Genomic DNA, 16,282 nt, shown 5'->3' with positions numbered 1-16,282 from the left:
GGCGAATAAGTTAAACTACGCGACTATTTACTTATCGTTACTGTGTTGTCGTTATGTGCTTTGGCTTAATAAAACGCAGCGTATTTACACTGCTGAAAAAGCACGCAAATAAACTAGGGTCTATTGACCTTTGCGGATTATAATTTGTTCAAACTAGCGGCGGTTTAATCGCGGCGCGAGGTTTGTAACCTAGTGGGCTAAGTAAAAACCGAGCAACAAAGAGTAAATCGCCCCTAGGCAGAACCCTTCGGGCAGCGCCTATTTGGTATTGATGCTGCGTTATCGCCTATTTGTGGGGAACAACCACACCACATAGGCTCTGCCTTGCCTAAATACCAAACAGACTGCTGCAAATTTAACCTTGAAAGGTCAACAGACCCTAATAATAAGAGATCTAGCCAATGAAAAAAGTGCTGGTAATTGGCTATGTATGGCCAGAGCCCAATTCGTCTGCTGCGGGTATGCACATGATGTCGTTACTTAATGCGTTTAAATCGCAAAACTGGGATGTTGAATTTGCTACGCCTGCACAACCTACAGAGCACATGGTAAATCTGAACGATTACGGCATCACCAGTCAAAGCATCGCACTTAACTGCGATAGTTTTGATGATTACGTTAAAGCCTACAACCCAGATATTGTTATGTTCGACCGTTTTATGATGGAAGAACAATTTGGCTGGCGCGTAGATAAGCATTGCCCAAATGCACTTAAAATTTTAGACACCGAAGATTTACAATGCCTGCGCAATGCCCGCCATGAAGCCCATAAAGGTGAGCGTGAATTCAACCATAGCGATTTACTATCAGACATAGCTAAACGTGAAATAGCCGCTATTTTACGCTGTGACTTAAGCTTAATTATCTCAAGCTATGAGATGGAACTACTCAATGAAGTGTTTAAAGTTGAGCCTAGTGTGTTACATCATTTACCATTTATGGTTGATTTAAGCGCCTTACCTGAGCAAACTAAATCGTATGATCAGCGCCAACACTTTATGACTATTGGTAATTTTAGGCATGCCCCTAACTGGGATGCAGTACTGTATTTACAAAAAATTTGGCCGCTCATCCGCAAAAAACTACCACAGGCAGAGCTGCACATTTATGGCTCATACCCACCACCTAAAGCCACCGCACTCAATAACCCTAAAACCGGTTTTTTAATTAAAGGCTGGGCAGATGATGCTTATGAAGTAATGCAAAGCGCGCGCATTTGTTTAGCCCCGCTTCGTTTTGGTGCTGGCATAAAAGGCAAACTTTTAGAGGCCATGATCATGCAAACCCCAAGCGTCACCACGCCAATAGGTAGCGAAGGTATGCATAGCCATTTACCATGGCCTGGGGCTATCACTCAAAATGCAGAAGAATTTGCAAACGCTGCTGTCTCAATTTATACCAATCAGGCTGAGTTTATAGCTGCACAAAAAGCTGGTAATGAGTTACTTAATACACTTTATGATAAAGCGCAGTTGAGCGACAATTTAATCGAAAAAATTCAATTAGTAAGCCAAAATTTATCGGCGCATAGAATGAAAAATTTCACCGGTCAAATGCTAAAACATCACACCATGCGCAGCACACAATACATGTCGCAATGGATAGCAGAAAAAAATAAAAAATAACGGTGAGAAATGACTAGACAGACGGCGATTTGTGTTTAAAATCGCCGCAAATAAACTTGGGCAATTTTAGCATTATTGCCTATATTTTTAGCTTAGTTATTTAATAGTTGGTTCAAAACAAATTTGAAAACCGCAACGTTTACAGAAAAACGCAAATTTATCGTTAAATTGGGCAAAATGCTTCATAAGTACGGTACACCGGCATATCGCCTAGAAGCCCATTTAATGGAAGTGGCGACTTACCTCGGTCTTAAATCATCGTTTGTCATGTCGCCAACATCGGTTACCTTTGTTATTTGGACTGATGGCCACGAAGATGAATACACCCATGTTGCTCGCGTAGACCCTGGCGATCATGACTTAGGCTCACTTGCAGATACCGATGATCTCGTTAATAAAATGCTTAATGGTGAATTAACGTTGCAAGAAGTTGATCAGCAACTTGATATCATTTTTGATGCCCCAAACCCTTACAATAGAGTGATTACAGGTATTGCCTTTGCTACCTCTGGCGGCGCATTTGCAATGCTTATGGGCACCAGTTGGAATGACGTGCTGTGGTCTGGTTTATTAACCTTTGTTGTTTATTTATTTGTGCTGTGGTCGGCACGTTCCAAGCGCGTTGCCCACATGTTAGAACCCTTAGTGGCCATTGTTTCAGCGGTACTGGCGTGTGCCATTAGCGTTCATTTAGATGCGCATATTAATATTCGTTTAATTGTTCTGTCGGCCATTATTGTGTTTATTCCAGGCCTAGCACTGGCACTTGGTTTAGCTGAACTCGCAGCGCGGCATTTAGTATCTGGCACAGCACGCGTTATGGACTCGTTTATGTTGCTGTTTAAACTTTATTTTGGTGCATTTATTGGTATTGCTATTGGCTTTGCTATTTTTGGCCAAGCTGATTTTGTACAGCCAGAGCCACTGCCTAAATGGACAGCTTGGTTAGCTATATTTTTACTATGTAGCAGCTTAATTGTGATATTTAGAACTAAGTTTAAACATGCTGCTTGGTCTATTGCTTCAGGATTTATAGCCTACGGCACCAGTATTGGCTCCGCCATGTATTTAGATTACACGCTAGGTACGTTTGTTGGCGCATTTTCTGTCGGTGTATTTAGTAACTTATTTAATCGAGTTGCTAATGCCCCTGCTTCCATTGTAGCTATGCAAGGCTTAATTGTGTTAGTGCCGGGGAGCAAAACGTACATAGGTTTAAACTCACTCATTGAAGGCCAAGACTTTGTTTACGCTGAGCATATTGGACAGCAAACGTTTTTAATATTTATGTCGCTCGTGGCAGGACTTATTTTTGCAAACGTGGCGCTCCCTCCTAAAAAGAGTCTATAAATGTATGCGCGGTATTGCACAAGAATCACTTCACTTAACGTCCTCTTTTGAGGATTAATCGCATTTTTTAGTATATTGGTTACACATTGTTATAATGAGGTAAATCTTATAAAGCAAAGGAAATAACAATGCTAAAAACTAGCTTAGCGCTGGCAATTGGGCTTTCAAGCTCAGTTGCATTTGCGCAATCGGCCATCACTGTTGAAGACATTCCAAAAATTAAATCTGTGATCCAAACCAGTGTTAGCCCAGATGGCGACAACGTTGCGTTTACACGATCGTTACCGCGTACATTATATGTTGATGAGAACGGCAGTAATTACAGTGAACTTTATGTTGTTGATGATAAAGGCGTTGAACGTCCTTTTATTACCGGCTCGGTTAACATTAAAAGCATAGAATGGTCAAACGACAGTAAAACAATTTACTTTTTAGCGAAATTAAAAGACGATAAATTTACCTCGCTTTACCAAATACCTGTTGATGGCGGCCAAGCACAACCTGTTCTTGCTTTAAAAGACACATCAATTTCAAGCTACAAATTAAGCCCAGACAACAAACAGGTGGCTATTTTAGCGATGCCTGCAGCAGACAAGTCAGAAAAAGAACTTAAAAAACTTGGCTTTAAAGCTGAAGTATATGAAATGGGCTTAAATAACAAGCAGCTTTTTATTGTTGACTTAGCTAAAGCGGATAAACCACTTACCCCCACCGCACTCAACGTTGATAATTACGTGAGTGATGTTAACTGGGCTGCTAATGGTGAAAAGCTACTGGTTAAAACTCAACCTACCGCATTGATTGATGATAAATACACAAAATCTATGTGGCATTTGTTTGATATTGCTAGCAATAAAGTAACCTTATCGTTTAAAACTGAAGGCAAGCTAGGTGATGCAGAACTGTCGCATGATGGTAAATACATTGCTATTTTAGGTGCAGAAGATAAGCACGACCCTGCAACAGGCCGCTTATTTATTGCTGACACTAAAACCGCTGAAATCACTGAATGGTTACCTGACTTTATGGGGCACGTTGTTGATTTTGAATGGTCGCATAAGCGTAATACACTTAACTTTATTGCCAATGTAGGCACGCAAAGTTTTGTAGCGAGCATTAAAACGGGCTCTAATAAATACAAAAAATTAGTCAAAGAAGGTGAATTTATTGCCTCACAATTGAGTGTTTCAGATTCAGATAAAACACTCGCACTTCGTGGTAATACCGCAAAACACCCTAACGAAGTGTTTATTGTGCGCAGCAATAAAGCAACACGTTTAACCGATTCAAATAGCTGGTTAAATGATAAACGCTTTGCCAAGCAAGAAACCATTACCCTTAAAGCACGCGACGGCGTTGAGCTTGATGGTGTGCTTGTTTACCCATTAAATTATGAAAAAGGCACACGCTACCCACTGATTATGTCGGTACACGGTGGCCCTGAAAGCCATGATAAAGACGGCTGGGTAACTAACTACTCGCGACCAGGTCAAATGGGTGCAGCACGTGGCTATGCGGTGTTTTATCCTAACTACCGTGGCTCTACAGGAAAAGGGGTAGATTACTCAAAATTAGGCCAAAACGATTACGCAGGTAAAGAGTTTGACGATTTAGTTGATTTTAAAAATCACCTTGTTGATATGGGTTTAGTAGACACTAAACGTGTTGGTATTACTGGGGGATCTTACGGTGGTTATGCATCGGCGTGGGGCGCAACAAAACTAACCGAACACTTTGCTGCAAGCGTTATGTTTGTGGGTGTCACTAACCAACTGTCTAAATTTGGTACTACTGATATTTCTAACGAAATGAACCTAGTTCATGCGCGTTCATACCCATGGGATAAATGGCAGTGGTACTTAGAGCGCAGCCCTATTTACTGGGCAGGCCAATCTGAAACACCTCTGCTTATTATGCATGGTAAAGACGACCCTCGCGTTCACCCTGCACAATCTATGGAGCTTTACCGCTACATGAAAGTGCAAGGTAAGGATGTACGTCTTGTTTATTACCCAGGTGAAGGTCATGGTAACCGTAAAGTGGCAGCGCAATACGACTACAGCTTGCGTTTAATGCGCTGGATGGACAACTATTTAATGGAAGGCAAAAAAGAGATGCCAGCGTTTGAAATTGACCATGCTGCTAAGTTAAAAGAAGTCAAAGACGCAAATAAATAAGCACTTATAAACGCGTTTAATTTTAAAAGGCCAACATAAAAATGTTGGCCTTTTTTATAGGTCTAAATTGGCGAGCACGCATCCTTAGTGACATAGCACAGCTTATGTTAAACTCTTGGCAATTATTTTGTTAACTGCTAATTTTACTGCCATGTCAAACCCTGCTAGCTGCTTTACCGTTTTTGATGAAAACGTCGATTCCCTTGCTCTGCCTGAGCAGTTTACATTTCCATTTTATTATAAACCGCACCCTTTGGCCGTTGTCGCTGCACAGCAATTACAACAGCAATTAAAAAAGCTAGATAAGGCTATTTTAGATACGGATGATATTGATGCGGGTAAAATGTTTGGTGTGCTAGTCGTTCAAAATCAGGCGCAACAACTGGGGTTTATTAGCGCCTATTCGGGGCAAATAGCGGGCATAGATGAGCAACTGAATTTTGCACCTAATGTGGCACTTAAACACATAGACGATGCTGTATTTAGTCAGCAAAGCCAAATCATTAACGCCATTAATGCGCAAATTACGGCATTAGAAAACAGTGAAGATTATCAAGCCATTGAGCAGCAATTAGCTACAGCACGTAAAAATTATGAACAGCAACTTGTAGCCAAACAACAAGCCATGCAAGTGACCCGCAAACAGCGAAAAGAGCAACGCCAAACTGGCCAAGAGCAACTCAATGCCGATGACTTTGAACAACTTAAAACAACCTTAGCTGGGCAGAGTATTGTTGAGAAAAAACAACTGCAGGCATTAAAGCAAGACTGGCAAACGCAAATTACAGCGCTTGAGCAAACCCAAGCAGCTATGCTGGGTGAAATTAACGGATTAAAAAAGCGCCGCAAAACACTCTCAAAAAACCTACAAAAGAAATTATTTGCTCAATACCAATTTTTAAATGCACACGGTGAAGTGACCGATCTGAATGCTATTTTTGCCAAACTTCCTGAGCACACTCCACCTTCGGGAGCGGGGGATTGCGCCGCCCCTAAATTATTACAATATGCATACAAGCACGATTTAAAACCAGTGGCTATGGCCGAATTTTGGTGGGGTGCACCGCCTAAATCAGCAATTAGGCATCACTTACATTATTACCCATCGTGTTATAGCAAATGCCAACCCATTTTAGGTCATATGCTAAAAGGCTTAAATGTTGAAGAAAATCCATTACTAACAAACCCTGCAAAAGGAAAAGACTTAACTATTGTTTATCAAGACGATGATTTACTGGTAATAAACAAACCCGCGGAGTTTTTATCGGTGCCAGGGATTAATATTGATGATTCAGTGTACATGCGTATAAAAACTCAGTTCCCCGCGGCTTCTGGCCCACTTATTGTGCATCGGTTAGATATGTCGACCTCAGGGCTGTTAATTATTGCGCTTAATAAGCGCGCGCATAAAGCGCTGCAAAAACAGTTTATTGAACGCACAATTGAAAAGCGTTACGTTGCTTTAGTGGCGGGCAATATTACTGAGAATAGCGGAGTGATTAATTTACCTCTTGTGCTCGACTTTGATGATAAACCACGCCAAATGGTGTGTTATAAAACCGGTAAACCGTCGTTAACAACATGGCATGTACTGGAGCGCAAAAACAACACCACCCGACTGCAGTTATACCCTAAAACAGGGCGTACACATCAGTTACGGGTACATTGCGCTCATCAATTAGGTTTAAATACCCCGATAGTTGGCGATACTCATTATGGTGAAGAGGCAGAGCGCTTACATTTACATGCCGAGTATTTAGCCTTCACCCACCCTATTTCTCATCAACGTTTAGAATTTGAAGTAGCCGCTGATTTTTAAATCAGCGATACTAAAACTCCTCTCTGTTTTAAAAAGCCTTGCCATTTTTTTATATTGCAAAGTCGGTAACCTTTACCGTTGCAATATAGAAAAATTTACCTGCATTATGCAAAGCTTCTACTTACAAACAATAAATAGCTATATATTTCAATGCATTAAAAGTTGGCATTAGCTTTGCTTTTATGAAAACAAGTATTTATTACAGTCCACTTTATTTGATTAAAAGCGCCAATAAGCGCTTTTGATGACACACAGTAAATGGGTAACTAACCGTTTACTGTGTACAACAGAACTTCCTACACTCCCTGTGTACTTTATTGGTTATAGGCTAACGCTTATAACCATTTTTTTTGCCTTTATTATTTAATCGTAAATTTTACGTCTTGATCGCGTAATAAATAAAGCGCAAAACACGCAGCCCACATCGGCCATGCCGCAAAAAACAGTAAATTATTAAAGCCATCAATGTATTGATTATATGAAGAAAGCGTAGATAAACCATGCATTATAAAAATAGCACCGTAAGTAATACGTTTTTTAATACCGACCAAAAATGCTATTACTAGCAATAATTGCAGTGCACCTAAAATATAAGCAATAGTATCGGTAGAGCCACTGATCCCATAAAAGTGTTCAAAAATTCGGGCGCTATGCCCCGGATTTACAAATTTATCTAGCGTCCACATTACCATCACTATAAACACCCCACACCGAAGCGATAATAAAGACCACTGCAAACGATTTTGTACATCAGTATTCATTGAACCTGTCATAAAATTTCCTTAAAAAAGATATAAATAAACTAATAAGCAATAAAGACCGTACAAACTCCCTTTTATTTCATAATAATTGTAAATAGCTGTTAAGCTTGTTTAATAAATCGATTAACAAAGCAGCTATTTTTAATATTTTAATAAATAACAATATTGTTAAATTGCTGAAAGTTATTTTTAAGCCTTTCGGTCTTTTATAACCATCAACATACAATTACAGAGAGAAAACGTTTGAAATATTCATCCTTGGCCGTATCTATAGCCGCTTTATTAAATACACCCGCTATTGCTTTTGCTACAACAAAGCCTGTAACAGAAAATGCCATAGAGCGTATTGAAGTAGCGGGCCAAAGTTTAAATTCTCAAGGACTTTCTGTTAAAGATGCAACCATAAATGGCCCCTTTGGCGATAATTTAGCACTGCAAGATATAGCACGTTCAGTCACGCCTATTTCAAAAGAGCTAATAGAACAACTTAACATTACTACCTTGCAAGACGTACTTGCTGTGAGCCCTAATACGTATGCCGCCAGTGGCTTTGGGGCACCAAGCTTACCCACTATTCGAGGCCAATTAGGTGAGCTTTTTCAAGATGGAACTCGTCGCCAAGCGGGTAATAACGGCTTTGGTGTACCGCTATCATTTAACGCGGTAGAACAAATAGATGTAGTTAAAGGCGCTCCTCCAGTATTGTTTGGTTCAAGCCAGCGCAATGGTGGCTTTGTTAATTTACACTCTAAGCAAGCCTCAACTGAAGAACACAAAGGTAAAGCGAAGCTCTCTGCGGGTCGTTGGGATCAATACACCGCTCAGCTTGATTACACCACACCGATTGTAAAAGACAAAATTGGTTTTCGTGTGAGTTATGAACACCTTGATCATGGAAGCTACTACGATTACTCAGGGACTAAAAGTGACAGTCTTTTTGCAGCACTGCGAGTATTGCCTGATGATAAAAGCAGCTGGGATATTAACTTTGAGCTATATCAGGTTGAGTTTACCGACAACGCCGGTATTAACCGCCCTACTCAAGCACTCATCGACCATGGTCTTTACATTACCGGCCAAGGCGTTCAAGCAAACGGCAGCACAGTACCCGCAGCGGGTTCAATTGTATCTCCTACAGGGTTAGTTAACATTGATCGCAGCACCGTACTTACCGACCCTGATAACCAAAACGAAGCCACTACTTACCTACTACACAGTATTTATAAGCGCGAGCTTTCAGATAAAGCGTCGCTTAAAAATATTAGTTATTTTCAGCACTTAAAACGTGATGAAGTGGCTCAAAACAGTTTTGTTGAAATTATAGATGGTGCCGATACCGCACAAAACCGCACTGAACTAACGTATCAATGGAATAATGAACAGCAAACTATCTTAGCCTTTGATGTACGCTACAACAAAGTACTTGGCTACAGCCAATTTACCACCGAGGCCGACACGCCAATTGATTTAACGGGTCCACTTTCAAACCGTCGTATTCCATTAACCGATGCGCAAAAAGCACGCTTAGTTGAGCTGCGCCCCGGTGTATTTGTATCTCCAGGTGGTCAATACGATATAAACGGCGATGGCAGTGGCGATTTTAACTTATCAGACACCACCGACTCGCGTTCTTGGCAAACTGGCTTTGTTATACAACAAGACTCACAGTGGACAAATAAACTGCGTACCAGTGTGGGTTACCGCCTTGATTATTATGATGTAGAAGCACACGATCCCATAGCGCCACAAGGACAAACAGCAGCCAGTGATAGCATTAACGACACGCTGCAATCTGGCCAAATCAGTTTTAATTACAAGCTCAATACTGATTTTACAAGTTACGGCGCAGCAAGTTACAACGAAGCGACTTCAAATAGTATGGCCGGTGGTAACACCTTAGGTGGTGACAACACGATTAGTGCGCAAAACTTTGCAACCGAAAACACGCTGGTAGAATTTGGCTTAAAATATGCGCCTACTAACAGCGATTGGTATGCTGATGCCGCCCTATTTAGCCAGCGCCGTAGTTTACGCAACCGCGATGGCAGCAATACCGGTATTCGTACCTCAGGTTTTGAAGGCCAAGTATTTTACGACGCTTACCCATATTGGTTAAGTGCAGGTTATAGCTATATTGACGCGCGCTATGATAACTCTGCGACTGGCCAAGACTCGGCGCAAATTGCTGATGCGTTTGATAACTCACGCCCAGATATTATTGCCGGTAATGGTATAGGCGCGCCAAGTTATACAGCGTTTGCCCCTTCAAATAGCCAAGTACAAGGTATTCCTGAGCAATCGTTAAGCGTTAATGGTAGTTATTCAATTAATGAGAAATGGCAGGCAGGTTTTTCAGCTTTATATGCAAAGAGTTACCCGCTAGATTTTTTACAAACAGTGAAAATTCGTGACCAATACACGCTAAACGTCAATACCAGCTACGCGTTTACGCCTAGCACTAAGTTGCGATTAGATGTGAACAACGTCACAAATCAAGATAACTGGCGTCCAGTGTTTGAAGGCGGCTATTTTGGCGCAACATTAGCATTCCCTGAATTACCAATAAACGCCAAGCTTACCCTAACGCATAACTTTTAAGCCCAAGAGATAATATGATTAAAAAACTATTGTTAGTATTGATTGCAGCAGCCGGTATTGGCATGTTCTTTCATTTTAATTTGCACCAGTTGCTTACACTCGATGGCTTAAAAGGGTCGATGGATCAGTTTAACCAATACAAAGCGCAATCGCCGTTGTTAGTTATTGGCGGGTTCTTTTTACTCTATGTGGTAGTAACGGCTCTCTCTTTACCTGGCGCAGCTATTTTAACATTGGCCGCAGGCGCATTATTTGGCTTAGTAGAAGGCTTACTGGTGGCGTCGTTTGCCTCAACGATTGGTGCTACCCTTGCCTTTTTAGTGTCACGCTATTTATTACGCGACACCATTAAAAAACGGTTTCCTGAGCGTCTAGCTGCTATCGATAAAGGCGTAGATAAAGAAGGCGCTTTTTACCTTTTTACTTTGCGTTTAGTGCCGGTATTTCCGTTCTTTTTAATTAACCTATTAATGGGCTTAACCGCTATTAAGTCGTGGACTTTTTATTGGGTGAGCCAAATTGGTATGTTGGCAGGCACCTTTGTGTTTGTGAATGCCGGTACTCAACTTGCACAAATTGAGCGTTTATCGGGCATTTTGTCACTAGGTTTAATTCTGTCATTTGCTCTATTAGGTGTATTCCCACTGATTGCGAAAGCGATTTTAAATGTGTTTAAAAAGCGACGAGTTTATAAAAATTACACTAAACCTAAAAAATTCGACCGTAACATGATTGTTATTGGCGCGGGTGCAGGCGGCTTAGTTACCAGCTATATTGCCGCCGCAGTAAAAGCCAAAGTCACTTTAATTGAAGCCGGCGAAATGGGTGGTGACTGCTTAAACACTGGCTGTGTGCCTAGTAAAGCGATTATTAAAAGTGCAAAAATAGCACAGCAAATGCGCCATGGTGAAAACTATGGCCTTGAAAACACTACACCGCAGTTTTCCTTTAAAAAAATAATGGCACGTGTACATCAAGTCATTGCTGATATAGCCCCGCACGACAGCGTAGAGCGCTACACAAATTTAGGTGTGGAGGTTTTAAAAGGCTATGGAAAATTGATTGACCCGTGGACAGTAGAAATTAAACTTAACGATGGCAGCACGCAAACTCTTACCGCTCGCACACTTGTTATTGCCACAGGTGCTCGCCCGTTTGTACCGCCACTGCCAGGTATTGAAGAAACCGGTTACGTTACCAGCGATACTTTATGGAGCAAATTTGCCGAGCTCGACGAAGCGCCCAAAAAACTGGTTGTTTTAGGTGGGGGCCCGATTGGTTGTGAGCTTGCACAAAGCTTTGCTCGTTTAGGCTCAAGTGTGACGCAAGTTGAAATGACTCAGCGCGTTATGATCAAAGAAGATGTTGAAGTGTCAGCTTTTGCACACCAATCATTGGCCGATAGTGGCGTTAATATTTTAACCTCACACCAAGCGCTGCGCTGTGAAGCACGCGAGGGTAAAAAGTACCTCGTGGTGAAGCACAACGACACCGAAATTGATATTGAATATGATGAGCTACTGTGTGCCGTTGGCCGAAGCGCACACCTCAAAGGCTATGGCCTTGAAGAGCTTGGTATAGAAACTAATCGAACCATAGTAACTAACGACTACTTAGAAACACTCTACCCTAATATTTTTGCCGCAGGCGATATTGTAGGCCCGTACCAGTTTACTCACGTTGCGGCTCATCAGGGGTGGTACGCGGCGGTTAATGGCTTATTTGGCCACTTTAAAAAGTTTAAAGTAGATTACCGTGTTATTCCATGGACCACCTTCATTGATCCAGAAGTCGCGCGCGTAGGCCTAAACGAGCAAGAAGCGATTGATAAAGGCATAGACTATGAAATCACCCGCTTTGAGTTTGAAGAGTTAGACCGCGCCATTACTGAGAGCGCCAATAATGGCTTTATTAAGGTGATCACCCCTAAAGGAAAAGACAAAATACTCGGAGTTACTGTGGTTTCTGAGCATGCAGGCGATTTAATTGCTGAATTTGTTTTAGCCATGAAACACGGCCTTGGCCTTAATAAAATTCTAGGCACAATTCACAGCTACCCAACATGGGCAGAAGGCAACAAATATGCCGCTGGTGAATGGAAACGTAACCATGCTCCACAAACTGTTTTAAACATGCTTGAAAAATACCATGCATGGCGCCGAGGTTAAGCCTTTGTATACGTTATTGAAGTTTTTAGTTTTAAGTGCACTACTGGTCACGGCGTTTAAAAGTAGTGCACAAAACCTGCACGATAGTTGGAACACGCTATTAACTAAACATGTTGTCGCTATTAATCATGGGCACAGCACTGAGGTTGATTACGCTGCAATTAAACACGAGCATACCCAATTAAAAGCATATTTAAATACGTTAACAGCCATCACACCAGGTGAATTTAACACGTGGGGTAAACACAAACAGTTGGCGTTTTTAATTAATGCCTATAATGCCTTTACCGTTGAACTAATATTAACGCAGTACCCTAATATTGAATCAATCAAAGAGTTAGGTAGCTTTTTTAGTTCACCGTGGAGCAAAGAGTTTATTTCGCTGCTAGGTAAAACACGCAGCCTTGATGATATAGAGCATGAGTTAATTCGTGGTAGTGGTAAATACAACGACCCGCGTATTCACTTTGCAGTAAACTGCGCCAGTATTGGTTGCCCTGCACTTCGTGAAGAAGCCTACTCGGCCGATAAACTAGAAGAGCAATTACACCAGCAAACTGTTCGTTTTTTGTCAGACAACACCCGCAACATGGCAACAGGCAATACTTTAAATGTATCGTCTATTTTTAAATGGTACGGCGGTGATTTTGAACAAGGCTTTAAAGGAGCAAACACATTACACCCGTTTTTAGCACAATACGCTGATGCATTAAAACTGCTACCCGCTCAACAAAAAGCGCTGCAAAATAATGACATGAAAATTAAATTTTTAGATTACAACTGGAATTTAAATGCACGTCGTTAAGCCAATACAAATACTCAGCCGATATTGTTTTTTGAGTATTGCTTTGTGCATTGTTTTAGTTGCTAGCTTTAAAACCATGGCAACCTCTCCCTCTGATACTCGCTGGCAAACTATCCAAAGCCAAGGTAAAAACCAACCCGTTTATTTTTATGCATGGGGCGGCGATCCGCAAATAAATGCCTACATTCAATGGGTGGCTGAGCAGGTCAAAGCGCAATATGATATTGAATTAGTGCATGTAAAATTAAGCGATACCAGCGAAGCAGTAAGCCGAGTATTAGCAGAAAAATCAGCCAATAATCACGCTCAAGGCAGTGTCGATTTAATTTGGATCAATGGCGCTAACTTTGCCGCTATGAGTAAGCATGACTTGCTGCTTAAAGACTGGGCCCAGACGCTGCCAAATTTTGCATTAACCGATCCTAATAATAACCCCGCGGTAAACTTTGATTTTGGTTTGCCTACAAACGGGATGGAAGCGCCTTGGGGGCAAGCGTCGCTCACTTTTTATTACGACAGCCTAGCAATAGATGGCAGCACAACGAATCAATTACCCACCACCCTACATCAGTTATTAACTTGGAGCGCGCAAAACCCTGGGCGTTTTAGTTACCCAAAGCCGCCTGATTTTTTAGGCATGAGCTTTTTAAAATACGCTTTAGTGGTACTACATAACAACAACGATGATGAATTAAAAGCACAGCTAAACCAGCCAGCTACAGATAAAAACACCACTGAGGTGCTCAACCCTTTGTGGGTATTTTTAAATAAATTACACCCTACGCTTTGGCGTAGCGGCAAACATTTTATGCAAAGTGGCGCACAAATGCGCCGCTTAATTGACGATACTGAGCTTAGTATCGGGTTTACCTTTTCAGCGCCAGAAGTGCCCGCTGCAGTACAACGCTTTGATTTACCCACCAGCACCCGCAGTTATGCTATGCATGATGGCAGTTTAAGTAACACCCATTTTGTAGCAATACCGTATAATGCAAGCCATGCACAAGGCGCACAGTTAGTCGCTAATTTTTTATTAAGCCCTCAAGCGCAAGCTCATAAACAAAAGCCCACTATTTGGGGCGATAAAACCGTGTTGATCCAATCAATGCTAAATACCCAGCAACAAGCCTTATTTAAAACCACACAACCGCACCCAAGTGCGCTGCCTTTTAATAGCATAAAACGCACACTCAGTGAGCCTCACCCAAGTTGGGTTAATGCCATAATGCAAGGTTGGCAAACGCGCTATGGGGTTAGCCAATGAATAAAGTACCCGCTTCAAATAGCCTATTTACCTTTTTGGTCAAACTAAGTCCTTACTGTTTGGTTGCATTGCTTACTTTACCCGTTTTAGGGGGGGTAATCGGCGTGCTTTTACCTGCCTTTGGTTGGGCGCCGGCACTCAATGAAACAAATATTGGCTTAGCAGGATTTAACGCATTATGGCAAACGCCTGGATTGACACACATGGTAGAGCTGAGCATACGAACAGGGCTTATTAGTACCTTAATCGCGTTTGTGCTGATGATCATTATGCTTGGCGCGTTTTTTAATAGTGTGTGGCTTAAACGCATTGAATATATTTTAAGTCCAATATTGGTTATTCCGCATGCCGCTGCCGCGATTGCGGTGAGTTTTTTAATTGCGCCATCGGGGTTATTTACTCGTTTATTTTCTCCATGGTTAACTGGCTGGCAATTAGCGCCAGAAGGCGCGTTACCTTACGACGCTTTTGGCTGGAGCATTATTATTGGGCTTGTGCTTAAAGAGTTACCTTTTTTACTACTGATTGCATTGAGTGTTTTGGCGCAACCCGAACTTGGCAAAAAGCTACGCAAACAGCATCAAATTGCGGTTAATTTAGGTTATTACCCTATGGTGGCGTTTTTTAAAGTGGTGCTACCCAGTTTATACCCACTGTTACGTTTACCTATTTTTGCAGTACTTGCTTATGCCAGCGCCAGCGTTGAAATGCCACTCATTCTTGGCCCAAATACCCCTCCCACTTTAGCCGTTGCTATAATGCACTGGTTTAACGATGTAGATTTAAACCTGCGAATAAAAGCCTCGGCGGGTGCCCTGTTACAATTAGCGGTCACTGTTGGACTACTCTTAACGTGGCTATTGCTTGAAAAAATCATTGCTCTAGTTTTTAAGCAATCACTTATTAATGGCCGCCGCCAGTATGCACATCAATTGATCTGCACATTTACTCATGTTTTCACGAGTCTAATTTTAATTTTTATTGTTGCTGCGCTAATTGGGTTAGTGATGTGGTCAATAGCGGGCTATTGGCGTTTTCCGGATACCGTGCCCTCAAGCGTGGTATTTCTGCATTTTCAACATGCATTTACACAAATACATACTCCCTTGTTTAATACCTTAATAATAGGGGTAATAAGTACGCTGTTTGCTATCACTATGGTATTGCTGTGCTTAGAAGCCGAGCAGTTAAACACGAAACCCATGTCGAAATGGACACAGTTAATTATTTATCTTCCTTTATTAGTGCCCAGTATTGCGTTTTTATTTGGTATTGTGTGGTTACAACAACTGCTCAATAGCCAGCATGCCTTTTTTAATGTGATATTTGTGCACGTTTTATTTGTTTTACCGTATGTTTTTTTATCTATTGCCGATAGTTACAGGCGTTTAGACCCTCGATTAGCGCGCGTTGCCGCAAGCTTGGGGACAAGTCCCTGCAAGGTGTTTTTACAGGTTAAATTGCCACAACTATTCGCCCCTATTTTAATCGCGATAGCGCTTGGACTGGCGATTAGTTTTGGCCAATATTTATCTACACTTTTAGCCAGTGGCGGGCGTATAAGTACCATTACCACCGAAGCCGTAACCCTTGCTAATGGCGCAAGCAGACGCACCAGTGCAGTTTACGCCATTTTACAAATGGCATTACCGCTAATTGGTTTTGGTGTGGCATGGGTGTTACCTAAATACTTTTTTAAAGCGCGCGCTTAACTA

General features: G+C 41.7%; 10 protein-coding genes. 9 read left to right on the top strand and 1 reads right to left on the bottom strand.

Annotated features, from left to right (window positions below):
• Positions 1-401 precede the first annotated feature (401 nt).
• The 4 genes from PISS_RS17265 to PISS_RS17250 all read left to right on the top strand — a co-directional run bounded on the left by PISS_RS17265 (position 402) and on the right by PISS_RS17250 (position 6,971).
• On the top strand, positions 402-1,625 hold the full coding sequence (locus tag PISS_RS17265; RefSeq protein WP_058155840.1) for a glycosyltransferase: 1,224 nt from the start codon (positions 402-404) through the stop codon (positions 1,623-1,625).
• 123 nt (positions 1,626-1,748) lie between these two features.
• Positions 1,749-2,975 (top strand): threonine/serine exporter family protein, encoded by a 1,227-nt coding sequence (locus PISS_RS17260; RefSeq protein ID WP_083494678.1) that lies wholly within the window; start codon positions 1,749-1,751, stop codon positions 2,973-2,975.
• A gap of 128 nt (positions 2,976-3,103) precedes the next feature.
• Positions 3,104-5,152 (top strand): S9 family peptidase, encoded by a 2,049-nt coding sequence (locus tag PISS_RS17255; RefSeq protein WP_036955082.1) that lies wholly within the window; start codon positions 3,104-3,106, stop codon positions 5,150-5,152.
• A gap of 151 nt (positions 5,153-5,303) precedes the next feature.
• A complete protein-coding gene (locus PISS_RS17250; RefSeq protein WP_036955139.1) occupies positions 5,304-6,971 on the top strand; it encodes a pseudouridine synthase in 1,668 nt (555 codons plus the stop codon).
• 359 nt (positions 6,972-7,330) lie between these two features.
• Here the strand turns inward: PISS_RS17250 and PISS_RS17245 are convergent, their stop codons facing one another.
• The gene (locus tag PISS_RS17245; protein WP_013463037.1) at positions 7,331-7,744 is read right to left on the bottom strand and encodes a hypothetical protein; all 414 of its coding nucleotides are present in this window, start codon (positions 7,742-7,744) and stop codon (positions 7,331-7,333) included.
• A gap of 231 nt (positions 7,745-7,975) precedes the next feature.
• Between PISS_RS17245 and PISS_RS17240 the strand changes: the two genes are divergently transcribed.
• Genes PISS_RS17240 through PISS_RS17220 form a run of 5 tightly spaced genes read left to right on the top strand, consistent with a single transcriptional unit; the run spans position 7,976 to position 16,279 of the window.
• The gene (locus PISS_RS17240; RefSeq protein WP_058155838.1) at positions 7,976-10,330 is read left to right on the top strand and encodes a TonB-dependent receptor; all 2,355 of its coding nucleotides are present in this window, start codon (positions 7,976-7,978) and stop codon (positions 10,328-10,330) included.
• 14 nt (positions 10,331-10,344) lie between these two features.
• On the top strand, positions 10,345-12,498 hold the full coding sequence (locus PISS_RS17235) for an FAD-dependent oxidoreductase (RefSeq protein WP_058155836.1): 2,154 nt from the start codon (positions 10,345-10,347) through the stop codon (positions 12,496-12,498).
• Positions 12,479-13,303, top strand: a complete 825-nt coding sequence (locus PISS_RS17230; protein WP_013463033.1) for a DUF547 domain-containing protein — start codon at positions 12,479-12,481, stop codon at positions 13,301-13,303. The genes PISS_RS17235 and PISS_RS17230 overlap by 20 nt, the downstream gene beginning before the upstream one ends.
• A complete protein-coding gene (locus PISS_RS17225; RefSeq protein ID WP_013463032.1) occupies positions 13,290-14,567 on the top strand; it encodes an ABC transporter substrate-binding protein in 1,278 nt (425 codons plus the stop codon). Before PISS_RS17230 ends, PISS_RS17225 begins: the two co-directional genes overlap by 14 nt.
• The gene (locus tag PISS_RS17220) at positions 14,564-16,279 is read left to right on the top strand and encodes an ABC transporter permease (RefSeq protein WP_013463031.1); all 1,716 of its coding nucleotides are present in this window, start codon (positions 14,564-14,566) and stop codon (positions 16,277-16,279) included. Before PISS_RS17225 ends, PISS_RS17220 begins: the two co-directional genes overlap by 4 nt.
• Positions 16,280-16,282: the final 3 nt, after the last annotated feature.

The organism is Pseudoalteromonas issachenkonii, from assembly GCF_002310795.1.
Classification (GTDB): Bacteria; Pseudomonadota; Gammaproteobacteria; order Enterobacterales; family Alteromonadaceae; genus Pseudoalteromonas; species Pseudoalteromonas tetraodonis.
This window is presented reverse-complemented; position numbering and strand designations above follow the sequence as displayed.

Coding starts and splice junctions, on each gene's coding strand:
- PISS_RS17245 (WP_013463037.1), bottom strand. CDS start 7,744: ATGACAGGTTCAATGAATACTGATGTACAAAATCGTTTGCAGTGGTCT.
- PISS_RS17235 (WP_058155836.1), top strand. CDS start 10,345: ATGATTAAAAAACTATTGTTAGTATTGATTGCAGCAGCCGGTATTGGC.
- PISS_RS17265 (WP_058155840.1), top strand. CDS start 402: ATGAAAAAAGTGCTGGTAATTGGCTATGTATGGCCAGAGCCCAATTCG.
- PISS_RS17250 (WP_036955139.1), top strand. CDS start 5,304: ATGTCAAACCCTGCTAGCTGCTTTACCGTTTTTGATGAAAACGTCGAT.
- PISS_RS17230 (WP_013463033.1), top strand. CDS start 12,479: ATGCATGGCGCCGAGGTTAAGCCTTTGTATACGTTATTGAAGTTTTTA.
- PISS_RS17225 (WP_013463032.1), top strand. CDS start 13,290: ATGCACGTCGTTAAGCCAATACAAATACTCAGCCGATATTGTTTTTTG.
- PISS_RS17220 (WP_013463031.1), top strand. CDS start 14,564: ATGAATAAAGTACCCGCTTCAAATAGCCTATTTACCTTTTTGGTCAAA.
- PISS_RS17255 (WP_036955082.1), top strand. CDS start 3,104: ATGCTAAAAACTAGCTTAGCGCTGGCAATTGGGCTTTCAAGCTCAGTT.